Genomic DNA, 22,085 nt, shown 5'->3' with positions numbered 1-22,085 from the left:
TGACACTGTCCGCAGGCAGACTAACGAGCAGCACCGACGATCGACGTACGATTTCCGACCGCCGGAGAGTGGGCGACGCCACGTCGGCGAGCGGGTCGACCGCCGCAAGGGGCGCTCCTTCGCGCGAAGGCGGTCAGCCCACCTTGGGTACGGCGCGGGAGATGATCGCGGCGAAGTCGACGCCGCGGGGCAGCGTGCCGTACGCCTGGCCGTGGTCGCCGCCGAGCCGGGAGGCGCAGAAGGCGTCGGCGACGGCGGGGTGGCCGTGCCGCACCAGCAGCGAGCCCTGCAGGACCAGGGCGAGCCGCTCGACGACCCGGCGGGCCCGCAGCTCGACGTCGTCGCGGTCGGACAGCTCGGCCTGCACCTCGCGTACGGCGGCGTCGAGCCGGGCGTCGGCGCCGGCCGCGGCGGTGACCTCGGCCTGGAACGCCGCCATGACCTCGGGTTCCCTGGTGAGGGCGCGCAGCACGTCCAGCGCGGCGACGTTGCCCGAGCCCTCCCAGATCGAGTTCAGCGGGGACTCGCGGAAGAGCCTCGGCATGCCCGACTCCTCGACGTAGCCGTTGCCGCCCAGGCATTCGAGGGCCTCGGCGGCGTGCGCCGGCCAGCGCTTGCAGACCCAGTACTTGCCGACGGCGAGGGCGAGCCGCTTGAACGCGGTCTCGCCGGCGTCGCCGCGCGCGGACCGGTCGGTGGCCCCGGCGAGGCGCATCATCAGGACGGTGGCGGCCTCGGACTCGACCGCGAGGTCGGCGAGCACGTTGCGCATCAGGGGCGCCTCGACGAGGTACCGGCCGAAGGCCTGCCGGTGGGTGGCGTGGTGGGCGGCGGTGGTCACGCCCTGGCGCATGCCGGCCGCCGCGCCGATGACGCAGTCGAGGCGGGTCAGATTGACCATGTCGATGATGGTGCGCACGCCACGGCCCTCGTCGCCGACCCGCCAGGCGACCGCGTGCTCGTACTCGACCTCGGCGGAGGCGTTGGAGCGGTTGCCGAGCTTGTCCTTGAGGCGCATCAGCCGCATCGGGTTGCGCGTGCCGTCCGGCAGGACGCGCGGGACGAGGAAGCAGGTGAGCCCGCCCGGCGCCTGGGCGAGGGTGAGGAAGACGTCGCACATCGGCGCCGACGTGAACCACTTGTGCCCGAGCAGCCGGTAGGTGCCGTCCGGCTGGGGGCGGGCGGTGGTGGTGTTGGCGCGTACGTCCGAGCCGCCCTGCTTCTCCGTCATCGACATGCCGGCCAGCAGCCCCCGCTTGGCCAGCGGCGGACGCAGCCCGAAGTCGTACGACGTGGCGGTGAGCAGCGGCTCGTAGCGCGCGGCCAGCTCCGGGGCGTGCCGCAGCGCCGGCACGGCGGCGTAGGTCATCGAGATCGGGCAGCCGTGGCCGGCGTCGGGACGCCAGGTGTAGAACTTGGCCGCGCGGGCCACGTGCGCGCCCGGCCGGTCGTCCGCCCACGGCGCGGCGTGCAGGCCGTGCGTGACCGCGGTACGCATCAACTCGTGCCAGGCCGGGTGGAACTCCACCTCGTCGACGCGGTGGCCGTGCCGGTCGTGGGTGCGCAGGACCGGCGGGTGCTCGTTCGCCAGCCGCCCGTGCTCGATCGCCTGCTCGCCGCCGCCGAGGCGGCCCAGCTCGTGCAGCTCGGCGGCGGCCCAACCGGCGCCCTCGCGTTCGAGCCCGTCGAGCAGCGCCGCGTCGTCGGCCGTGTCGTGACCGACCAGCGGTGGAACCTGGTTGAGGACCTCGTGCGTCGTCACGGCGACACTCCCAGCGCGCGGTGGAGGAACGTGATCAGGTTTTCGATGGTGCGCGGCCCGGCGACCCCGGCCGCCAGGGGGCCGACCATCGCCTCGGCCAGGGCGCCGACCAGCGCGGTGGCGGTCAGCTCGGGATCCTGCGGGGGAAGTTCGCCGCTCGCCACCCCCTGGGCGACGTGACCGGCGATCAGCTCGGCGTACGCGCGGCGGAAGACGAGCCGCTCGGCGTCGACCGCCGGGTCGGCCGGCTCGGCGAGCAGCGCGTACGCCAACCGGGGCGAGCGCAGCGCCCGGCCGGAGAACGTCTCGATGACGGCGGTGACCCGCTCGGCGACGGTGCCCTCCAGCGCCGCCGCGCGCGCCACCGCGTCGACCTCGCGCTGCGAGGCGGTGCGGAACACCTCGGCGACCAGGTCGGCCTTGGTGGGGAAGTGCCGGTAGACGCTGCCGGTCGCCATCCCGGCCCGCTCGGCGACGGCGGCGACCGAGCAGCCGGCGTACCCGTGCTCGGCCATGATCTCCAGCGCGGCGGCGATGATCCGCTCCCGGGACGCGCTGAGCCGGGCCTTCACGCGTTCGGTGCTCCGGTAGACCACGCAAGGATTGAACCACCATTCAATCCTTGCCGGCAAGGCGCCTGCCAGACTGGCGTACGACCCGCCCACGGCGCGGTCTAGGCTCCCTCTCTTCGGCAGGCGTACGCCCCGGAGTCCTCGAAGGCGGTCCCGCCGTGACCCCTGACCTGACCGACGTGAACCGCCGCCTGGACGCGGCGCTGGCGGGCGTGGCCGCCGCGTTCCGAGGCATGACCGCCCACCGGCGGGAGTCCAACTGCGAGTGCCACTGGGGCAGCGCCGAGGAACTGGCGCTGCTCAAGACCCCGGACGCGCCGCTCGACGAGGACCTGCTCCGCCGCACGTACTGGACCACGGACTGGCACTACCCGGGGCCGCTGCTGCGCCGGATCCTGCCCCCGGTGACCCGACGCCTCGCGACGGGTGAGGTGGAGATCGCCTCCGGGATGGACCCCCTGGCCTGCCTGTTCGTCAGGGGCCGCTGGCAGGACTGGCCCGCCTCGCAACGCGACGCGGTACGGGAGTTCCTGGCAGCCTGGTGGCAGCACACGCTGGTGGATCCCGGGGCGAGGGTCCCCGCCCACGAGGCCCTGGCCTTCGTCGCCGAGGTCACCGGGCAGCTCGCCCCGTGGCTGGACACCTGGACGCGACTGCTGCCCGACCCGACGGCTCGGCGACGACTGGTTGCGGCGGCGGACGAGTGGTCGTACGACCTGGTCGTCGACCGTCTGCCCTGGTCGAGCTGGCGGGACGAGGAGGACACGGCGTGCCTGGCGCTGTCGATGTGGGTGCTGCGGCACGCGCCGGCCGCGCTGCGGGAACACGACGCGTCCGCCGAGGTGCGCGACCTCGTACAACTGCTGGCCCTCCCCGACGACGACCGGTGGGACAAGCGCGACTAGCCACGCGAGGCTGCCGGGAACGGCGAAAGGGGGCACCCCCGTCTCGGGAGTGCCCCCTGGGCCGCAGCCGGCACATGTCCGCGGGCCTGCCGGGCCGGGACGATGCGTCAGCAGCCCTGCCGGCGGCTGTAGATCTGGTGGCGCGCGCCCGCCCAGCCGATGTAGCCGACCGCCTCGACGCAGTAGGACGCCGTGCCGGTGACGCCGACCGGGCCGGCGTGGTAGCTGAAGTCACCGGAGTCGGTGTCCGCGCTGCCCGAGCGGGTGCAGTGCGCGCCCTCACCGGAACGCTCGGCGCAGCGGTAGATCTGCACGAAGGTGGGTGCCGACTTCCCGTAGGCCGCGCCCCGGTGGTAGAAGCACGCGCTGTTGGTGCCCCCGTTGCTGCTGTTGTAGTAGATCACCAGTTCGCCGTAGCCCGACGACTGCACCTGGCTGTAGATGATCGTGCCCGAGCAGGAGCCGGCCGCCTGGGCGGCGGGTGCGCCGATCGTCATGACCGACGCGACGGTCACCAGTGCCATCAGGGTCGAGAACACTCTCTTCATGGTCACCAAGGCCCAATCCACAGTCGACTGTTTGCGTTGTGGATCATGATCGCACGACGCGCGCCCCGGCATCGCCCCGTGGGCGACACGCCGCCGGGCGTCAGAGCTGCCGCAGGATGGCAACCTTGTCGTACGCGACGGCGACCACGTCCGGCTTCCCGTCCCCGGTGACGTCGCCGACGGCCAGGGCGTCCTCCTGGAATCCGACCCCGTCGACGCTGTTCGTCGCGTACCCGCCGAGCGTTCCGGTCGGCCCCTGCAGATGGACGCTCACCGCCAACCAGTTGGCGTGCGCGACGACCAGGTCGTTCCGGTTGTCGCCGGTCAGGTCGCCGATGACGAGCCCGGCGGCGCAGTCGTAGGCGGGATACCTGGTCGGCGTCGCGGCGAGCCCACCGGCACCCTGCGCGAACACCTGGACGGCGGAGTCCGGGGTGTTGCCCTGGACGCTGGTCACCAGGTCGGCCCGACCGTCGCCGGTCACGTCGCCGACCGCCGCGCCGAGGCCGACCCGGCGGTAGCCGTTGTCGTTCGCCGGCGTCCGGTAGGTCGTCGCCGGCCCGTAGGAACCGTCCGCGCGGCGCAGCCGCACCCACGTGCCGTGGCCGTAGAACTGCGCGAGGTCGACCCGGGCGTCCCCGTCGAGGTCGGCCACGAAGACCTGGTTCGCCGGCGCACCGGCCGTGAACGGCCCGGTGACCGTCGTGTGCGTCGGGAACGTGTGCGTCGCGCTCTGCGCGTGGATCCTCACCTCGCCCTGCTTCGCGCCGACGACCAGGTCCGGGCGCCCGTCACCGGTCACGTCCGCGATCGCGACGTCCTCGGCGCCACCGGCCACCAGCACCGGCGCGGCGAGCCGCCCGCCCCGCTGGAACAACACGTCGACGCCGGCGGACGAGGACATCGCCACGTCCGTACGCCCGTCGCCGTCGATGTCGGCGACCGCCAGCCGTACGTCGCTGTTGTAGCCGCCGTGCGCGGGGATCCTCGTGGGAGCGCCGTACCCGTGGTCGGCCTGCTGGGCGAAGACCAGCACCGAACTCGTCTGCGTGCCGTCGGCGGCGTCCATGCCGACGACGATGTCACGCCGCCCGTCGCCGGTGACGTCGGCGACCGCGACGGCGTTGGTCGCGGTCGCCCCCGTCGCGAGGTACCGGGCGGGCGCGAAGGCCCCTGCGCCCGCCGCCCCGGCGCGCGCCGGCGCCGCCACCCCGGCCGCCACGGCGAGCGTCGCCGCCATACCGACCCTGACCAGTCTGTCCATTCCGTCCCCCGTTCGCATCCCGGCCATCGATCGACGGCCGCGCATGCGCCACGTGCCCCGGGCGCCGACGCCGCAAACCTCGCGCGACGCCGGCCCCCGGGGCGGTCGGCACGGGGACGCGGCCCGCCCGGCGGCGCGGAACGCGCACGCGCCGTCTGCCGCAGGGCCGCGCACACCCGCCCACGCCGCAGCCGCCGTCACGGGGCGTGGCGCCACCAGGGGCTCGCGAGAACGAGTTCCTCGAGGTCACGGACGTTCTCGGCAACCGTCTGCGCGGGGATGTCCGGGCGTTCGAGCGAGACGCGGAGATCCGCGGCGAGGTAGCTCGCCTCGCGCACCTCGCACTCCCGGCGCAGGGTGGCCGGGGACGTCCCCGTCTCGTCCGCGACGACGTCGAGGACGGCCTCCATGTGCGGGCCGCTGAACCGGACCAGGAAGAACCAGTCATCCATCGGTTCACCGAAGCGCGCCCACTCGAAGTCCAGCAGCGCCGTCACACTGCGGTCGCGAGCGAGCCAGTTTCCCCAGTGGCAGTCCGCGTGGACCGGGACGGCCACGCTCGCCTGCGCCGGCGCGCCCTCCGCTATCGCCGCCAGACCGTCGAGCACCCGGCCAGGGATGATCCCGTCCCGGTTCAGGGCGCCGAGGTCCTCCACCTCGGCGAAAAGCGCGGCCCGGCTGACGAACCCGCCGTGGTCGAGCGTCTCTGCCAGCGTCTGCCGGGCGGGGGCCGCAGGCGTCCAGCGGTGCAGTGCGCGCAGCCGCTGCACCGCCTCCGCCGCCAGCAGACACGCGGTCTCCTCGTCCACGCCGGGCATGTCCATGCCGGGCGTCGCCCCGGGCGCGCGGGCGTAGCAGGCGTAGCGGACCTCGCGGGTCTCCAGCTCGTAGCGCCCGCTGTCGAGCAGCGGCGCCGTGATGCCGGCGGGCAGGTGGGGCGCGAGAGCGATCTCCCGGTCCAGTCGCGAGTGGCGGTCGGCCTCGATGACCTTCACGACGACGTCCGTCCCCAGGTAGACGTGGTGCGAGAGGCTGTCGGCGACGGTCATCGGGCCCGGGTCCCGGCCCAGGGCCGCCGTGGCGATCGCGTGGGCCACGTCGTGAGCCTGTCGCGGGTCGATCATCGGCGGTCGCACTGCGGCGTGGCGGTCGTCCTGGAGAGCGTCATCCGAGTGTCCGATCGTGAGGGCCGGTCGCGAGCACACTATCCCCGTACGGCGATCGTCGCTGTCCACCTTCGACGTGCCTGCGTCCCTCACCCGGCCGCGGTAGTTCCCGGGGCGCCGAACCACCTGGCGAGCGCGACGTCGAGCGTCCGCTGGTCCTCGCCGACCCACGCGACGTGCCCGTCCGGCCGGAGCAGGACCGCCGGCACGCCCCACTCCTCGCTGGTGTCGGCGGCGTGGTCGACCCGGTCGGCCCAGCCGTCCACCGAAAGCCGCCCCGTCCGGTCGAGCAGCAGCCCGTTGCCGGTGCGCAACAGCTCGAACAGGCGCCCGTGCCTCAGCCCGACGTCGCGCAGCCGCCGCCCGAGCAGGTCGTGGCCCGCACCGAAGTCGTACCGGACGTCGATCGCCGTGATCTTCTCGATGAGGAACCGGTTGACGTCGTTGAAGTCCATGAGCTGCGCCAGCAACCGCCGTACCGCCTGCGGTCCGGGTTCGTTGGTGGTCAGCTGCATCTGTGCGCGGGTGTTGTCCAGCACGTCGGCGGCCACCGGATGCCGCTCGGACTCGTAGCTGTCCAGCAGGTCGTCCGGCGCCCAGCCGTTGACGGCCGCCGCCAGCTTCCAGCCCAGGTTGAACGAGTCCTGGATGCCGAGGTTGAGTCCCTGCCCACCCATGGGCGGGTGGACGTGCGCGGCGTCCCCGGCCAGGAACACCCGGCCGACCCGGTAGCGCTCGGCCTGGCGGGTCGCGTCGCCGAAGCGCGACAGCCAGCGCGGGGAGTGCGCGCCGAAGTCGGTGCCGGCGTACCTGCGTAGCTGTCGCGTGAACTCCTCGAACGTCGGCGGCACCGAACGGTCCTCGGCCACCCCCTCCGCCGGTACGACCGCCCGGAACACCCCCGGCTTGCCCGACGGCCCGATCCCGAACCGCTTCTCGGTCCTGCGCACCTCGGTCATCACCTCGGTGAGGTGTTCCGGGGACGCCGTCACCTCCATCTCGCCCAGCAGGGTGTCGATCTTCGACGGCTCGCCGGGGAATCCGACCCCGAGCAGTTTCCGAACCGTGCTGCGCCCACCGTCGCAGCCGACGACGAACCGCGCCCGCAACGCGGTCGCGGTGCCGCTTTCAAGGTGTACGGTCACGCCGTCGTCGTCCTGCGCCAACCCGACCACCGCACCACCACGCCGGATCTCGGCCCCGACTTCGGCCGCGTGCTCCGCGAGCAGCCGGTCGGTGAGCGTCTGCGGAATGCCGAGTACGTATCCGTGTGCGGTGTCCAGCCCGGTCGGGGCGGGCTTTTCGATGCCCGCGAAGAATCCCCTGAGCGGATACTGCCTGCCGTTTTCGAGGAACCGCTCCAACAGCCCCCGCTGATCCATCACCTCGATGCTGCGCACGTGCAGCCCGAGCGACCGCACGAACGGCGGCGGCTCGGCGTCCTTCTCCAGCACGAGCACGTGGACGCCCCGAAGACGCAATTCACTCGCCAGCATCATGCCGGTCGGGCCGCCGCCAACAATGATCACATCGAACATGAATTCCCCCATGGGTGCCGATTTCTGCGCTCGGCCGACGATTCTGCGCCACGACCGGGGTCTTGCCGCAAGCCCTGGGGTGCGGTATATGTTAATGGTGGCAAGGAGATCCCCTCCTTGCCTTCGTTGTTTTTCGGCTCCGCACGCGCGGCCTCTGTCGTTCCCGGGCGGGCACGCACGGCCGTGCCCGCAGGTCGGCGGGGCACCGACCCCGGCAGACCTTCCGGCCGGTGTTGATGCCCCGCTGTCGCCCCGCTATCGAAGTGTCGGGACCCTTACGGACCCGTGATGAGCGCTCAGAACCACTTCTGGTAGTCGCCGGCGTTGTTCGGACTCAGGTAGACCGAACCGGCCCAGTTGCTGTCGAGGCTGTGATACTGCCAGCCCGAGGAGAGCGGGTGCTCGATACGACCGGTGGACGTCAGCCGCCACTTCTGGAAGGTGCCGCTATTGCAGCTGAGCGTGTAGACGCTGCCGGTGGCTTCGGTGCCGTCCAGGCAGTCCTGGCTCCACAGGTTGACGAGCATCTTCCACGTCGTGTCACAGCAGATGGGGTCATCGACCCACGACCAGGTCTGCGAGGATCCGTAGTGGCAGGGGGCCGTGAAGACGTGCCCCACGGAGCCGCCGACCCCGTTCTCCAGGCACCGGTTCGTGGCCCTGTTCCTGATGTAGCCAGCCTGGGCTCCGATAGTCGACGGTTCCAGGGTGAAGCCGGAGTCTGCCAATGGCGCCTGGGCGGTGGAGGTCGTGGTGATCGGCGCGACGGCCGCCGCACTTGCTGGCGTGGACGCCAGCCCGATACCGACGGCTGCGGTGGCCAGGAAAGCCATGCTCATCAGCGGGGTGCGGATTCGATTTCGCATGCTCACGTGAGCCTCTCTTCGGTGGGCCGGTTGAGGTCGATCCCAAGCTGACCGGATCGCGCTGTCATCTCGCTGCCACCGCCCTGACGCGGTGCGCATCCGGGCACCAGGCCGGCGGACGCTGACGTGCGCGAGGCGCCACCCGACCGGCCCACCCCCGGTCACGCGGGCGTCACCGGCTCCTCACGGGCTGCCCTGCTGCCGGCGCACCATCTCGGTGATCCAGACGGGCGCGAACGGAGACGTACAGCCCGGGGAGGTCGGGTAGTCCTTGAGCACCCCCAGGCGCTCGCCGATCTCAATCGCGCGGGCGCGGTGCCCGGCGTGCTCGATCCCGATACGAGCCAGGCACTCGTTCATCGCCCACTGGAGGCGATCCGGCGCGTCCCCGATCTCCGCCTCGATGACGTCGAGCAGTCCTTCGAGGTCGAGGCCTTCGGGCCTCTTCGTCACGCGTTCGGCGGTCAGGGCCCAGCCGGCACCCGCCACCACCGGGTCGGGATCGGCGGACCACGCCAGGCGCAGCTCTTCGGAGTGCGGGCTCTTCTTCACCACGTAGTTCACGAGCCAGTCGTGCACCTTGGGTGTGCGCGTCCCGCGCAACATGACATCCAACTCGTCACGCCCGAACGCCTTCGGGCGGCAGATCAGGATCGCCAGCAGCCTCGCCGCAGTGTCGTCCGTCGCCCAGAGCCGGCACGCGAGCTCCTGCTGCGTCCTGAGCCGCTTCGCGAGCGCGCGCAGCTGGCCGAGGTGCACACCGTGGTCCTCACCGTGTCTCCTGTTCACCTCGCGCGCCTTCGGATCCTCGAGCGCGGCCAGTTCGGCCATCACCTCGGCCACGGTCGTCTCCGTCACCTCAGCCTCCTCCCCCAGGTATGCGGCTCAGCCTACGAGGGAAGCGGCGCTGTCCCACGCCAGAAGGATGCGCGCGCCCTCGCCGGCGCAGCGGGTTCGATCCGTACACGCGGTGCAGCCCCGGCGGGAGCGTCAGGACGCGGTCGGAGCGACTCGCGGCTCCGGCAGCGGAACGGCCAGCGAAAGCAGCTGCCGTTGCCAGTCGACGGCGTGCCGGCCCTCCCCGGGCACCAGGGCGGCGCCCTGCCAGCCCGAGACCGACCGGATGCCGTGCAGGGCGCTGATCGACCAGACCTCCAGCCCGTCGAGGTCGGCCAGGCGGCAGGACTCGAACCGGACCGCCTGGCCACGCTGTGCCGCCAGGCGGAGTATCAGCCTCCGGGTGACGCTCGGCAGCACGTACGGCCCGTCGGGCGGAGCGCACAGGCCGTCGCCGCGCCACCACATCAGGCCGCTGAGCGCCCCCTCCCGTACCTCGCCCTGCGGGGAGAGCAGCAACGCCTCGCCCGCTCCGACCCTGCCCGCCTCGTCCCGCAACACCTCCAGTGCCGCCAGGTCCGGCCCCTTGACTGAAGGTTCGGTCCGCGGATCCCCCACGCCCGGCACCCAGAGCACGACGCTGGCGGAGAGCCTGGGCGCCGGGCGTAACCAGAACCGGAACTCCCCGGCGTGGTACTCGACCCTGGGGAACCATCGCCCGGCGCGGGGCAGGACGTCGATGACGTCCTCGAGGAACGCGTCGACGACGCCCGGTGCCACGTCGTGGCGCCGACACGAGCCGGCGAAGCGTTGACGGTGCAGCTCGAGCCCTCGGCACCGGCCGCCGTCCACCAACCAGGAATCGGCGACATCGATGCCGCACGCCTTGGACGGCAACGGCACGAAGGTCCGTGCGCCGGTCCACACCAGTCGACCGGCCCCGGCGGGGGAGAGATCCTCGCCACCGGTCATGACTGTCCGCCGGCCGGGTGACCGTAGCCGGCTTCCTGACCGGTCATGAGGCGCTCGACAAACTGTCGTAGTAGGCCGCGATCCCTTGCGGCGTGGGCTGCCGGTACAACTGACGGACCGGCACCGGAGGTAGTCCCGCCTCCTGCAACCGCGCCGACATCCTGAGGGCCAGCAGGGAGTTCCCGCCCAGTTCGAAGAAGTCGTCCTCCGGGCTGACGGGCGCCCCGAAGAGCCGCTCCCAGACCCTGCAGATCCCGACGGGTGTGTCCGGGGGGAGTTCCGCGGCGTCGGTCCTCGCGGTCCGTGCCAGGTCCGGTTCGGGCAACGCCTCGACGTCGAGCTTGCCGTTGACGGTCAACGGCAGGCTGTCCAGGAAGGTGACCGTCGCCGGGACCATGTAGTCGGGCAGCAGGCGGGCCGCCCGGCGCCGCACGCCGAGCGGTGACGCGCCGGAAGCCGCGACCACGTACGCCCGCAGCCGCAGGTCCGCCTGGTCGCCCTTATGGGCGCGGACCACCACGACGGCGGCCCGCACGCAGGGATCCTCCAGCAGGACCTCACGAATCTCGTCGAGCTCGATGCGGTGCCCGCGAATCTTCACCTGTCGGTCGATCCTTCCCAGGTGCTCCAGCCGCCCGTCGGGCAGTAGCCGCCCGAGGTCACCGCTGCGGTACGCGCGCTCGCCGGTGACCGGGTCGGTGACGAAACGCTCCGCGGTCAGCTCGGGGCGGTTGAGGTAGCCCATTGCCAGCCCGGCCCCACCGACCCAGATCTCCCCGGGTACGCCGGGAGGCAGCACCGCTCCCCGCGGGTCACGGACGGAGGCCGACCAACCGGGCAGCGCCCGGCCGACCACCCGGGAGCCCTTCAGCGCGTGGCGACGACGCATCGTCTCGGCGGTCACGTGGACGGTCGTCTCGGTGATCCCGTACATGTTCACCATCCGGCACGAGCCTTCCGGACGTCGGTCGAACCAGCGGGCGAGCGTCCCCGCGTCCAACGGCTCGCCGCCGAAGACGACCAGCCGCAGCGCCAGCCGGGCCGGACCGGCCGGCACGGCAGCCAGCTGCGCGAACGCCGACGGGGTCTGGTTGAGCACGGTCACCGACTCGGCCCTGAGCAGTTCGTGGAAGTCCTCCGGCGACCGGGCGAGCGGGTAGGAGACCACCACCAGGCGTCCCCCGGTCATCAGCGCGCCCCAGATCTCCCAGACCGAGAAGTCGAAGGCGACCGAGTGGAAGAACGTCCAGGTGTCCGCCGGGCCGAACCCGTATTCGTCGTGAGTGGCGGCGAGCAGGCTCACCACGTTGCGGTGCGGGACCACCACGCCCTTGGGCCGCCCGGTCGAACCGGAGGTGTAGATGACGTACGCCGGGTCGTCGGGCCCCGGTGCCACGCTGGCGGGTGCCGCCGACACGGCGGACGCGGTCAGGTCCGCCGGGGAGCGGACCGGCGGCGAGGAGTCCGCCGGGAACGACTCGTCCCCGATCACCAGGGTGAGGCCCGCGTCGGCGGCCGTGAACCGCAGCCGCTCCTGCGGATAGGCCGGATCCATCGGCACGTAGGCGGCACCGGTGCGCAGCACGGCGAGCAACGCCACCACCAGCTCCGCGGAACGGGGCAGGCAGACGCCCACCCGGGTGCCCGGTCCCACGCCCATCGCGGCCAGTGCCCGACCGAGGGTGGCACTGCGCCGATCGAGTTCGCCGTAGGTCACGGTCGTCGTCCCCGGCTCGACGAGTGCCGGCGCGTCCGGCCTGCGGGCGGCCTGCGCCGCCACGGCCGCGACGATGGTGGGCCAGGGCGCCGGCGGACACGGTCCGCCCGCGCCGAGGGACAGCACCGCGCGCTGCTCGTCCGGTGGGAGCAGGGCCACCCCGGCGACCACCGTGCTGTCCGGCCCGTGGCGCAGCTGCCGGTACACGTGCTCGAGGCGACGGCAGAACTCCGCCAGCCCGGTGCCGTGGACACGGCCGTCGGCCGAGCGGACCGTGAGCCACAGGTCTCCGCCGTCCCCCAGGGTGACCAGGAAGGTCAGGGGGAAGGCCGCCAGCTCGCCGGCCTCGTACCGGACCGACGGGGCGTGGGGCGACAGGTCGAAGACCAGTGCGGCGGTGTCCAACCGGTCGGCTGGGGACACTAGCTGCCGGTGCAGCTCCGGCCGGTGCAGGCAGGGACGGAAGCGGGTCAGGGCCGAGGCGACGGCGGCGGTCAGCTCCGTGACCGTGGCGGTGCCGTCGATCCGCAACGGGACCAGTGACATCCCCGCCACGGCGCCGGCCGGATCCCGCTGCGCCGGCGTGGCCACGCCGAGCACGAACGACTCGGCGCCGCCGTGCCGGGACAGGGTCAACGCCACGGCCGCGACGACGGCGAGCCGCGTCCGGGCCGCGTCGTCCGGCGGGGCGGTGTCCAGCACGAAGCGGTACGTCGCGGCCGCCCGCTCCGGCCCGGAGCCGAGGCCCAACGGCTGGTAGGAGCGGCGCACCTCGGCCTCGAGCGCGGCGTCGGGCTCCTCGTGGACCGCACCGGCCGGCTCGGCGGGGATGCCGCCCGCGCAGATCGACAGCGCGGCGGCGCGCAGCGCGGGACCGTCCAGCAACGAACGGTGTACGGCCAGGACGAGGTCCCGCCCGTCGGCGTACTCGACGAGCACCGCCCGCAGCAGCGCGCCTCGTCGCCAATCGACGGGGCGGGCCAGTTCCCGGCTCCGCCAGGCCCGCGCCGCTGCTCCGTCCCGCAGCGAGCGCAGGTGCTCCAGCCAGAGGCGGTACGAGTCCGGCCCGGGCCCTCGACCGGAACCGGCCGGCTGCCCCTGCCCCAGCAGGAGTGCGGCGGGCAGGGCGCGGATCCGCTCCTCGACGTCGGCCACCGTCACCTCGGCCGGCAACGGCACCGCGACAGCGTGCGTGTCCGTCGGCGACCAGCCACGCGCCGACAGGTCGGCGCCGGTGCGGCGCGTCGGCGTCGGGTCCACGGCCGGATCGACCGGCCGGGTCGGCCCGTTCGGCAGTTCGTTGCTCATCCGTACCTCCAACTCCACCGCTCCGGCCCCGCGACAAGCGACGTGGCGGCGCGGTCATCGGCTGGTGAACCCACCGTCCACCGTGACGACGCTCCCGGTGACCCGCCGGGACTCGTCGGACGCCAACCAGAGCGCCGCGGAGGCGACGTCCTCCGGTTCGACCAGCGAGTTCATCGGCTGCCCCTGCCGGAAGGTCTCTTCGTGGTCGGCCACCGCGACGTCCAGGGATCGGGCGATCTCCGAGAGCATCCGTCCCTCGAAGGGCTCGCTGTCCCGCACCGAACCCGGGCACAACGCGTTGACGCGTACCTTCAGCGGCGCGAAGTCCAGGGCGGCCGCCCGCGTCAGGCCGATCAGGCCGTGCTTGGCCGCGACGTAGGCCGCGAAGTTGCGGTAGCCGACCAGGCCGGCGGTGGAGGAGACGTTGATGATGCTGCCCGCGCGTCGCGTGAGCATCACCGGGGCCGTCGCCCTGATCATGCGCCACGCGCCGTTGAGGTCGACATCGATCATGAGCAGCCACTGGGCCTCGGTGATCTCCTGGGTCGACTGCCCCGACGGCGCGGCGATACCCGCGCAGTTGACCAGCACGTCGGCCCGACCGAACCGGTCCACGGTGTCGCCCACCACCTGCTGCACCTGCGCCGTGGACCGCAGGTCCGCCGTGCGTACCAGCACCGGGGCACCTCGGTCCCGGCAGAGTTCCGCGGTGTGTTCCAGCTGGCTGAGTGACCCCAGCGGGTACGGCACGCCGTCGATGTCCGCTCCGACGTCCGTCAGGACCAGGGCGGCACCCTCGTCGGCGTACGCGACGGCGCAGGCCCGGCCGAGACCCCGGGCGGCACCGGTGACGACGGCGACCTTCCCGTCGAGCCTCATCGCGCTCCGCCGCGTACCGGGGCCGCCTCGGCGAGCGTCTCCGCCGCCAGCCCCAGGATCGCGTCGACCTGGTCGGTCAGGTACATGTGCCCGCCGGGGAGGTTCACCAGCCGGAAGCCGCCGAGGGTGGCCGCCCGCCACTGCGCGGCCTCGTCCTCGGCGACCAGCGTGTCCTCGGCCCCCCGCAGCACCGTCACCGGCGCCGCCACCCGCGCGTCCGGGGCCGCCCGGTAGCTCTCGTGCATCTGCACGTCGGCACGCATCGCGGGCAGGATCAGGTCGCGCAGTTCCTCGTCGGCCAGCGCCGGGTGCTCGTACCCGGCGAACTCCCGGACGCGGCGCAGGAACGCCTCGTCGGTGAGGCCGCTGGCCCCGTTCTCCCGCACCGACCACGGTCCGGGGGAACCGGAGACGAACAGGTGCCGGACCACGACACCGGTCGACGTCTCCAAGCGGCGGACCAGTTCGAAGGCGAGTACCGCGCCCAGGCTGTGCCCGAACACCGCCACCGCCGTTCCACCGGTCACCGCTGGCGGGAGGTTGCGCACCAGGTCGTCGACCGCGGCCCGTACCTCGGTGCACGGCTCCTCCTCGAGCCGGTTCTCCCGGCCTGGGAGCTGCAACGGACGCACCTGGACCCGCTCGTCGCGGTCGCGCCACGGCGAGTAGTAGCTCGCACCCGCTCCGGCGAACGGCAGGCAGAGCAGGGGGATGCCGGTCATGTCTCAGTTCTCCTTCGTTGCTGGTGGCGTCGCGGTCGGTACCCGCGGGCCGGTGCCGGTGCAGAGGCGTACGAGTTCGTTGAGGCTGCCGAACTCCACCGGAGCCGGCAGGCCCGCCGGCGTCCGGTCGACGCTCGGGGCCGTCGGGTCGGTGCTGCGCAGCAGGACAGCCGCGGCCACGTCGTGGCGGGGTGCCGTCAGATGGGGCAACTGGGCGCTGCGGTACGCCGGCGCGGTGCGGGGCGTCGCCGCCAGTTCGACGCCGATGACCAGAACCTGGCGCATGTCGCCGTCGTGGAGGATCAGCTCCGCCGCGGCCAGTGCCGGCGCGCAGACGTCGCGGTCCACCGAGAGGCAGGAGATCTCGCCGGTGATGCCGTACTCGCGGGCGAGATGCCCCAGCACGGAGGTGGGCACCGACTGGTAGAAGAGCAGCGGGTTGTGCACCAGCCCGGCCAGCAGGCGGGTGCTCGCCGTGTCGGCGGTGACGGCGTCCCCGAACGTGCCGACCAGAAGCATCGCCGTGCTCTCCCGCCAGTCGTCGGCGTGGCTGACCCCGGGCTTCCCGAGGCACAGCTGCGCCGCCTCGTGCACGAGCGGACTGAACCGGGACTCCACGAAACCGGGCAGGTCGTAGTCCCGGGAGCGGACCGGCCCGCGGGGGTCGTCGGCCGGTCCCCGCGTGACCGCGGCGGTGGCCACGATCTCGGTGCCGGGTCCCGGTCCGCCCCGCTCGGTGGCACAGCCCGCACGGGTCGCGTCGTCGAAGACCTTCGTCACAGTCGCTCCATCACGAGGGCCGCGTTCACTCCTCCGAACGAGGCGTTGAGGCTCACCGCCAGGCGTGGCGAGGTGTGCCGCGCCTGGTTGGCCACCGGGTCGAGGTCGCAGTTCGGGTCGGCTCCGGTGAAGCCGGCGGTGGGCGGCACCAGGCCGGTCCGCAGCGCCAGCATGGTGATGACGGCCTCCACCGCTCCCGCCGCCTCCAGCAGGTGCCCGGTCGTGCTCTTCGTCGAGCTGACCGGGACACCGCCAGCGCCCGGCCCGAAGACCCGGGACAGCGCGGTGGCCTCGGCGCTGTCGTTGGCCGCGGTACCGGTACCGTGGGCGTTGACGTAGCCGATCCGTTCCGGCCGGACGCCGGCCCGGCGCAGGGCCCGGTTCATGGCAAGGGCCATCCCCGACCCGGCCGGATCGGGGCGCACGACGTGGTAGGCGTCCGCCGCCATGCCCCAACCCGCCAGCCGGACCAACGGCTCGGCGCCCCGGGCCACCGCGCTCTGCTCCGACTCGATCAGCAGAGCCGCCACCCCGTCGCCGAGCAGGAGCCCGGACCGGTCCCGGCTGAACGGGCGGATCCGTCCGTCCGCCGCGAACGCCGCCCCGGAGTCGAACTTGGCGAACAGTTCCCGCTCCACCAGGTAGGCGCCGCCGCAGAGCACGGCGTCGGCCCGTCCCGCGGCGACGAGCCGGGCGCCGTGGATGATCGCGTTGGTGGACGCGACGCAGGCGTTGACGAAGGCCGTGCGCGGCTCCCCCAGCCCGAGTTCCGTGCCCACGCGCTGTGGCAGCCAGGCGGCCAGTCCGGCGGCCCCGGCATCCGGGTCGGTCCCCCGTGCGGCCTCCGGCGTCGACCAGAAGTCGGTGACCGCGGTGTAGTCGCCCTGAGTGCCGATCAGGACCGGGATCGCGGCCGGGTCGGGCGGACCGGCCATCGCCAGTGCCGCCCGCGCGCACTCCAGGAAGACCGAGATCTGCCTCGGGGTCGCGTCCGGATCGCCCGACGTCCACCGGTGGGTGGCGGCGTGCCGCGCCCGGAAGCACGCGGTGTCGAACCGGGTGACGGGCGCGAAGGCCGGGTTGCCGCCGAAGACCCCCGTACGCAGCGGCTCGGCGCCGAATCCGAAGGCGGTGAGGATCCCGAACCCGGTGATCACCACGTTCCTGGTCATGACCGGCTGCCGGGCAGAGGGTCCGGGGCCGGCCCGGCCAGCCTGCTGACGTGGGCGTGGATGCGCCGGATCGAGGTGAACTCCGTCGTCAGCGGCTCCAGCGCCCGCTCGTCGATGCCGTAGCGCCGGCTGAGGAGGTGCACCAGCCAGACCGTCGCCAGCGAGTCCAGCGCCAGTTCCGTGTCGACGTCCAGGTCAGCGCCGCCGAAGATCGTCGGCTGTTCGGCGAGCAGCGTACGGAGTTCGTCGAGGTCCGTCACGGCCGGCTCTCCGATCCGGGCCGCCCCTCGGCCACGCCGGACACCCGGCGGACGAGGTCGCCGATCGTGTAACCGGGCAGCTCGGCGGGGTCCAGGCCGAGGTTCACGCCGTACTCCCGTTCCACCTGGACCGTGAGTTCCATCAGGTACAGCGATTCGAGTTCCAGGCCGCCGTAGCCGAGCGGCGTGTCGTCGTCGCACTCCTCCGGAACCCGGTTCCCCGTCATCTTCTCGATCGACTCCCTGACGTACGACCGGACCGCTGCTTGCATCATTACTCCAGTTCGGACGGTGGCGTCCCGCCACCGGGGACGTTGGCTGGTGAGAACGGGCTCCGTCACGCCGGCCCCGACCCGTCGTACGCGGCGTGCAGCAGGTCCCGGTTGCGGAGCAACTTGCCGGTCGCGTTACGCGGGATGGCCGGCACGAGGTAGATCCGGCGGGGAAGCTTGTAGTCGCTGAGCCGCTCCCGGCACCACGCCATCAGTGCCGTCGCGTCCACGCCGGGCTCCGCCTCGACGTGGGCCTCGATGCCGTCGCCGAAGACCACCACCAGGTCGCGGACGCCGGCGTGCTCCCGCAGCGCCGCCTCCACCTCGCCGAGGTCGACCTTGAGACCGCCGACCGCGACGAGGCTGTCCGTCCGGCCGGCGAGCCGCAGGGCTCCGGTGACCGGGTCCAGTTCACCCCGGTCGCAGGTACGCAACCAGCCGTCCGCGTGGCGGTCGCTGCCCTCGGCGTACAGGTAGGGCGAGCGCTTCAGCCGGACCCGCAGTTCACCGCCGACGCTGTGGGCCTCGATCCCGGGCGCCAACGTGCCGACCGAGGGCACGGGATGCTCCCCGCGAAGGTCGGCGGCGATGACGCCGACCTCGGTCATGCCGTACTCCTGGCCGAGCCGGACCCCGTACCGGTCAAGGAAGCGCTGCCGGACCGCGGCGGTGAGGGCCTCCCCGGCCGACGCGGCCACCCGCAGCCGCGGCATCCGTTCCTCGCCGGAGGCGCGGGCGAGGAGGTCGAAGTGGGCCGGCACCCCGAGGATCACCGCCACCCCGGCGGTACGGGCGCGGTGCAGCAGGTCGTCCGGCTGGAGACGGTCGGCGAACACGACCTGGGCGCCGACGCGCAGCGCGTGGAGCACACCGGCCATCAGTCCGAACGCGTGGATGATCGAGCTGAGCACCAGTACCCGCTCCCCCGGTCCGGGCATGCCCGCGATGTCGGCGTGCCGGCGCAGCTCCGCCAGGAGCGATCCGGCGCTGCGGCCGATCACCTTCGGCAGCCCGGTCGACCCCGAGCTGAGCTGCACCAGCACCACGTCCGCGACGGCCGCGGAACCCTCCGGCCGCCGCTCGACGAGGACCTCGCACCGGTCGCGGAACGGGGTGAACGGCTGGTGGGCGTCGGTGGAGTGGACCTGGTGGGTCGGGCGGAGCAGATCCAGGGTGCGGGCCACCTCCGGGGGCTTCAGCCGGACGTCCACCAGGATGACCTGGCTTCCGAGCGACCAGAGGGCGAGCATCGACTGGATCAGGGTCAGGGACGGCGGCAGCCGCAGCACGACGCTGGCTCCCGGCACGACGCCCGCCGCCTCGAACCGGGCAACCAGGCGCGCCACGGCCTCGCGGAGTCCGGCGTACGTCACCGCGCGGCTGCCCCACGCCCACACCTCGTCGTCGCCGCCGCGCTGGAGCAGGGCGGAACCCCACCAGTCACGCGTTCGGGTCATCCCGTCCTCCGCTCTCGATGTGTCGCCCGGTCGCCGTGCCGGCGTCCGCCTTGTCGTGGTGGACCAGCTCCGCCCCGGCGCCCTCGACCAGTGCCTGTAGGACGGCGATCGCGTAACGCTCGAGCGTGGAGGAGACGAAGATGGTCCGCACCGGCAAGACGACGCCGAACCTGTCCTTGACCTCGGCGGAGACCCGGGTGGCGAGCAGCGAGTGCCCGCCGCTGTGGAAGAAGTCGTCGTGCCGGCCGACCTTCTCGACGCCGAGCAGGTCGCCCCACATCAGCGCCAGCTCTCGTTCCAGCGGGGTGGCCGGCGGCGTGTACTCGGGGTCCGGGTCCGCGGTCGGGGCGGTCAGCGCCGCCGGATCGACCCGGCCGTGCCGGTCCCGGGGCACCTGGGCGATCCGGTGGAACTCCGCCGGCACGAGGTAGCGCGCCCGCTGCCGGGACAGCGTCTCGCGCAGTTCCCGCAGCCCGGCCCCGTCGGCGCGGTGGGGCACCAGGAAGGCGGCCATCCGGGCCCGCCCCTGGTCCTCGCTGGTCGCCACGACCGCCTCCCGCACCGCCGGCTGCGCCTCGAGCTGCCGCTCCACCTCGTCGAGGTCAACCCGGTAGCCGCCGACCCGCACCCGGCGCGAGGCCCTGCCGTGCAGGCGGATCCGCCCGTCGGCCTCCCGCCGCGCGAGACGACCGGTGCAGGTCAGGATGCTCGGCCCGCACGCCTGCGCCGGGCAGGCAGCGGGCGCCGGGGCGGACAGCGTCAGCACTCCGACGGCGTGCGGCGGCACCGGATGTCCGTCGGCGTCCAGCAGCCGCGGCCGTACGCCGGGCGGAAGGCGGTCCAGGAGCGGGAAGCCGTCGGCGGTGTCGACCTCCGACAGTGCGCCGACCGGTGTCCCGTCGACGAGATAGAGGTGGTCGGGTTCGACACCCGTCCAACGGCGCAGTTGCCGCACCTGGGCCAGGCTCGGCACGTCTCCCCGGCACAACGCCCGCCGTAGGCCGGGCAGCGGCGGCAGCGGCTTGACCACCGCCGCCGGCAACGTCTCGGTGCGCAACTGGATCACGGTCGGCCGTTCCCGGGCCAGCAGGTCCGCCAGGCCCGCCGGTTTCCCGTCCGCGTCCGGCGGGGCCAGGACCAGTTGGGCGCCGGCCGCCAGCGGCCAGCGGAACTCCGCCAGGGCGGTTTGCGACGTGACCGGTCCATGCTGGAGCACCCGGTCGCTCCCGTCGAGCGGATACCGCGCCAGCAGGAGTTCCAGGTGGCCGCCGTCGCCGTCCGCCCGCGTCGTCGGGCTCGCGTCGGCGGCGCCAGCGTGCCGGGTGATCCCGGCCTCCGTCACCACCAGGTGCGCCGAGCCCGGCGGCGGGTCGAGGTGCGGGTCCACGAGCCGGCAGCTGCCGCCCACCCGGTCGACGGCGAGCAGCGCGACCACGAGTCCGACCGACCGGGGCAACCGGATCGCGACCTCGCTCCCCGGGCCGGCGCCGGCGGCACGGAGCTGGTCGGCCAGCCGCTCCACCGAGCTGTGCAGCTCGCCGTAGCTGAGCACCCGGCCGGCACAGTGCAGCGCCGGCCGGTCGGGTGCCGCGGCGGCGTGGGCCGCCACGAGGCCGGCCGTGCTGAGCCCGGGCCCCGGCGCGGCCACGGATTCGGCCGGCTCGTCGACGACCAGTTCCCCCACCGGTGTGTCGGGCGCGGCCAGGAGTGCGCCGAGCAGCGCGTCGAAGTACCGCCCCAGTCCCGCGACGGCCTCGTCGGTGAGGACGTCGGTGTTGTACTCCCACCGCACGGCGACCGCGCTGCTGCTGTCGAAGACGTAGGTGGTCAGGTCGTAGAACGTCTCGGCGCAGTCCAGTGGCCGGCTGCGCAGCAGCAGGTCGCCCCAGCGCGTCTCGCCCCGGCCCGCCACGAACCGGGCCAGGAGGTCCTGGTCGCGGTTGTGCGGCTTGTCGTAGGCGAACAGGACGTCGAACACCGGCGCCCTGCTGGTGTCGTAGTCGGGCCGTTGCCGCTGCACGAGCAGCGGAAAGGGCACGATCCGGTGGCGCAGGGCCGCGAAGACCGTCCGGCTGCCCGCGGTGACCAGCTCGCGGAAGGTCCGCTCCGGCCGTACGTCGCTGCGCAGCACCATCGGGTTGACGAAGTTGCCGAGCGTCCACCGGTGCTCCGGCAGGGTCCGTTGGCTGCCGGCCAGCCCGACGGTGACCTCGTGCTGGTCGGCGAAGCGACCGAGCAGCACGGTGAAGGCGGTCAGCAGCACCGCGTAGCGGGTGACCCCGGCGTCCCGGGCGAGCTGGCTGAGCGAGGTGACGTGGGTCGGTTCCAGCTCGGTCCAGTGCATGGCGCCCGTGTAGCTGCGCGCCGCCTGGCGGGGGCGCCGCGACGGCAGGTCCAGTGCCTCGGGCAAACCCGCCCACTGCTGCGCCCAGTACGCCTGCGACTCCTCGCCTTCCGGCCCGGCGACCCAGGTGCGTTCCCACTCGGCGAAGGCGGCGTAGCCCGTCGCCTCCTCCCGGTGAGCCTCGCCCGGATCCCGGCCGGCCCGGGTGAGCCCGTCCTGGTACAGCTCCCCGAGTTCGCGCAACGCCAGCACGATCGACTCGAAGTCCCAGGACATGTGGTGGAAGACGAAGAGCAGGACCTGCCGGCCGGGCGCCCCGTCGAGCAGCACGATCCGCAGCGGTCCCTCCTCGGTCAGCCGGAACGGGATCCGGGCCTCGTGCCGGACCCGGTCCTCGAAGCCGTCCGGGTCGCGATCCGCGACGTGCACCTCGGCGACCGGCACCGGCAGGTCGTCGTGGACCCGGGCGAACAACTCGTCGCCCGTCGACCAGAAGGTGGTCCGGAGGACGTCGTGCCGTTGCGCCAGCCGCCCGGCCGCGGCCCGGAGGGCCGCCATGTCGAGGTGGCCGGAGACGTCGGCCCGTACGGTCACGTGGTACACCGAGCTCTCCGGCGCGAGCTCGAAGGCGTGCCACATGCCGCGCTGCGCGTACGACGCGGGATACTCCCGAACCGCTGACCCCATCTGATCCCGTCCTTCCGCGCCGTACCCGGCGCCACAGGGCTACTTTCTGGTTGGGCT

At 73.2% G+C, this 22,085-nt stretch carries 19 protein-coding genes; 1 reads left to right on the top strand and 18 read right to left on the bottom strand.

The annotated features are described in order from the left end of the window. Nucleotides 1–133: 133 nt before the first annotated feature. Complete coding sequence (locus tag AC0OO9_RS23935) at nt 134–1,762, bottom strand: isovaleryl-CoA dehydrogenase (RefSeq protein WP_484512519.1); 1,629 nt, start codon at nt 1,760–1,762, stop codon at nt 134–136. Next, complete coding sequence (locus AC0OO9_RS23930) at nt 1,759–2,358, bottom strand: TetR/AcrR family transcriptional regulator (protein WP_484512517.1); 600 nt, start codon at nt 2,356–2,358, stop codon at nt 1,759–1,761. Before AC0OO9_RS23930 ends, AC0OO9_RS23935 begins: the two co-directional genes overlap by 4 nt. A gap of 134 nt (nt 2,359–2,492) precedes the next feature. Between AC0OO9_RS23930 and AC0OO9_RS23925 the strand changes: the two genes are divergently transcribed. Then, nucleotides 2,493–3,239 (top strand): hypothetical protein, encoded by a 747-nt coding sequence (locus tag AC0OO9_RS23925; RefSeq protein WP_484512515.1) that lies wholly within the window; start codon nt 2,493–2,495, stop codon nt 3,237–3,239. 107 nt (nt 3,240–3,346) lie between these two features. On the opposite strand, the gene AC0OO9_RS23920 is transcribed toward AC0OO9_RS23925, so the two are convergent. The 16 genes from AC0OO9_RS23920 to AC0OO9_RS23845 form a co-directional block, all read right to left on the bottom strand. After that, complete coding sequence (locus AC0OO9_RS23920; protein WP_132236024.1) at nt 3,347–3,787, bottom strand: hypothetical protein; 441 nt, start codon at nt 3,785–3,787, stop codon at nt 3,347–3,349. Between the two features lie 100 nt (nt 3,788–3,887). After that, nucleotides 3,888–5,051, bottom strand: a complete 1,164-nt coding sequence (locus AC0OO9_RS23915) for an FG-GAP repeat domain-containing protein (protein WP_484512513.1) — start codon at nt 5,049–5,051, stop codon at nt 3,888–3,890. A gap of 197 nt (nt 5,052–5,248) precedes the next feature. Further along, nucleotides 5,249–6,148 (bottom strand): aminoglycoside phosphotransferase/kinase family protein, encoded by a 900-nt coding sequence (locus AC0OO9_RS23910; protein WP_484512511.1) that lies wholly within the window; start codon nt 6,146–6,148, stop codon nt 5,249–5,251. A 158-nt stretch (nt 6,149–6,306) separates the two neighbouring features. After that, complete coding sequence (gene rox, locus AC0OO9_RS23905; RefSeq protein WP_484512509.1) at nt 6,307–7,755, bottom strand: rifampin monooxygenase; 1,449 nt, start codon at nt 7,753–7,755, stop codon at nt 6,307–6,309. 296 nt (nt 7,756–8,051) lie between these two features. After that, entirely contained in the window at nt 8,052–8,621 is a 570-nt protein-coding gene (locus AC0OO9_RS23900; protein ID WP_484518026.1) for an RICIN domain-containing protein, read from the bottom strand. Between the two features lie 183 nt (nt 8,622–8,804). After that, nucleotides 8,805–9,452, bottom strand: a complete 648-nt coding sequence (locus tag AC0OO9_RS23895; protein WP_484518025.1) for a DNA alkylation repair protein — start codon at nt 9,450–9,452, stop codon at nt 8,805–8,807. A gap of 159 nt (nt 9,453–9,611) precedes the next feature. Next, nucleotides 9,612–10,430: an aminotransferase class IV gene (locus tag AC0OO9_RS23890; RefSeq protein WP_484512507.1), complete on the bottom strand. Its 819-nt coding sequence runs from the start codon at nt 10,428–10,430 to the stop codon at nt 9,612–9,614. A 43-nt stretch (nt 10,431–10,473) separates the two neighbouring features. Continuing rightward, nucleotides 10,474–13,455: an amino acid adenylation domain-containing protein gene (locus AC0OO9_RS23885; RefSeq protein WP_484512505.1), complete on the bottom strand. Its 2,982-nt coding sequence runs from the start codon at nt 13,453–13,455 to the stop codon at nt 10,474–10,476. 54 nt (nt 13,456–13,509) lie between these two features. Continuing rightward, nucleotides 13,510–14,334 carry an SDR family oxidoreductase gene (locus tag AC0OO9_RS23880; protein WP_484512504.1) on the bottom strand — a complete coding sequence of 275 codons (825 nt, stop codon included), beginning with the start codon at nt 14,332–14,334 and terminating at the stop codon, nt 13,510–13,512. Further along, nucleotides 14,331–15,056: a thioesterase II family protein gene (locus tag AC0OO9_RS23875; RefSeq protein WP_484512502.1), complete on the bottom strand. Its 726-nt coding sequence runs from the start codon at nt 15,054–15,056 to the stop codon at nt 14,331–14,333. Before AC0OO9_RS23875 ends, AC0OO9_RS23880 begins: the two co-directional genes overlap by 4 nt. Nucleotides 15,057–15,059: 3 nt before the next feature. Further along, nucleotides 15,060–15,836, bottom strand: coding sequence for a hypothetical protein (locus AC0OO9_RS23870; RefSeq protein WP_484512501.1), 777 nt, complete (start codon nt 15,834–15,836; stop codon nt 15,060–15,062). Continuing rightward, complete coding sequence (locus AC0OO9_RS23865; RefSeq protein ID WP_484512499.1) at nt 15,833–17,008, bottom strand: beta-ketoacyl-[acyl-carrier-protein] synthase family protein; 1,176 nt, start codon at nt 17,006–17,008, stop codon at nt 15,833–15,835. Before AC0OO9_RS23865 ends, AC0OO9_RS23870 begins: the two co-directional genes overlap by 4 nt. Then, a complete protein-coding gene (locus AC0OO9_RS23860; protein ID WP_484512498.1) occupies nt 17,005–17,268 on the bottom strand; it encodes a hypothetical protein in 264 nt (87 codons plus the stop codon). The genes AC0OO9_RS23865 and AC0OO9_RS23860 overlap by 4 nt, the downstream gene beginning before the upstream one ends. Continuing rightward, nucleotides 17,265–17,540: an acyl carrier protein gene (locus tag AC0OO9_RS23855; RefSeq protein ID WP_484512496.1), complete on the bottom strand. Its 276-nt coding sequence runs from the start codon at nt 17,538–17,540 to the stop codon at nt 17,265–17,267. The genes AC0OO9_RS23860 and AC0OO9_RS23855 overlap by 4 nt, the downstream gene beginning before the upstream one ends. Before the next feature lie 65 nt (nt 17,541–17,605). Continuing rightward, nucleotides 17,606–18,997, bottom strand: coding sequence for a class I adenylate-forming enzyme family protein (locus tag AC0OO9_RS23850; protein ID WP_484512494.1), 1,392 nt, complete (start codon nt 18,995–18,997; stop codon nt 17,606–17,608). Beyond that, on the bottom strand, nt 18,981–22,028 hold the full coding sequence (locus AC0OO9_RS23845; RefSeq protein WP_484512492.1) for a condensation domain-containing protein: 3,048 nt from the start codon (nt 22,026–22,028) through the stop codon (nt 18,981–18,983). The genes AC0OO9_RS23850 and AC0OO9_RS23845 overlap by 17 nt, the downstream gene beginning before the upstream one ends. Nucleotides 22,029–22,085: the final 57 nt, after the last annotated feature.

The organism is Micromonospora sp. USAFONa4, assembly GCF_057197825.1.
The sequence above is the reverse complement of the archived record's forward strand: the minus strand, read 5'-3'. Positions and strand labels throughout refer to the sequence as shown.

What these genes read in the sequence shown, in the direction of transcription:
- AC0OO9_RS23920 (WP_132236024.1), bottom strand. Translation starts at nt 3,787, where the DNA reads ATGAAGAGAGTGTTCTCGACCCTGATGGCACTGGTGACCGTCGCGTCG.
- AC0OO9_RS23915 (WP_484512513.1), bottom strand. Translation starts at nt 5,051, where the DNA reads ATGGACAGACTGGTCAGGGTCGGTATGGCGGCGACGCTCGCCGTGGCG.
- rox (WP_484512509.1), bottom strand. Translation starts at nt 7,755, where the DNA reads ATGTTCGATGTGATCATTGTTGGCGGCGGCCCGACCGGCATGATGCTG.
- AC0OO9_RS23900 (WP_484518026.1), bottom strand. Translation starts at nt 8,621, where the DNA reads ATGCGAAATCGAATCCGCACCCCGCTGATGAGCATGGCTTTCCTGGCC.
- AC0OO9_RS23895 (WP_484518025.1), bottom strand. Translation starts at nt 9,452, where the DNA reads ATGGCCGAACTGGCCGCGCTCGAGGATCCGAAGGCGCGCGAGGTGAAC.
- AC0OO9_RS23890 (WP_484512507.1), bottom strand. Translation starts at nt 10,430, where the DNA reads ATGACCGGTGGCGAGGATCTCTCCCCCGCCGGGGCCGGTCGACTGGTG.
- AC0OO9_RS23885 (WP_484512505.1), bottom strand. Translation starts at nt 13,455, where the DNA reads ATGAGCAACGAACTGCCGAACGGGCCGACCCGGCCGGTCGATCCGGCC.
- AC0OO9_RS23880 (WP_484512504.1), bottom strand. Translation starts at nt 14,334, where the DNA reads ATGAGGCTCGACGGGAAGGTCGCCGTCGTCACCGGTGCCGCCCGGGGT.
- AC0OO9_RS23875 (WP_484512502.1), bottom strand. Translation starts at nt 15,056, where the DNA reads ATGACCGGCATCCCCCTGCTCTGCCTGCCGTTCGCCGGAGCGGGTGCG.
- AC0OO9_RS23865 (WP_484512499.1), bottom strand. Translation starts at nt 17,008, where the DNA reads ATGACCAGGAACGTGGTGATCACCGGGTTCGGGATCCTCACCGCCTTC.
- AC0OO9_RS23855 (WP_484512496.1), bottom strand. Translation starts at nt 17,540, where the DNA reads ATGCAAGCAGCGGTCCGGTCGTACGTCAGGGAGTCGATCGAGAAGATG.
- AC0OO9_RS23850 (WP_484512494.1), bottom strand. Translation starts at nt 18,997, where the DNA reads ATGACCCGAACGCGTGACTGGTGGGGTTCCGCCCTGCTCCAGCGCGGC.
- AC0OO9_RS23845 (WP_484512492.1), bottom strand. Translation starts at nt 22,028, where the DNA reads ATGGGGTCAGCGGTTCGGGAGTATCCCGCGTCGTACGCGCAGCGCGGC.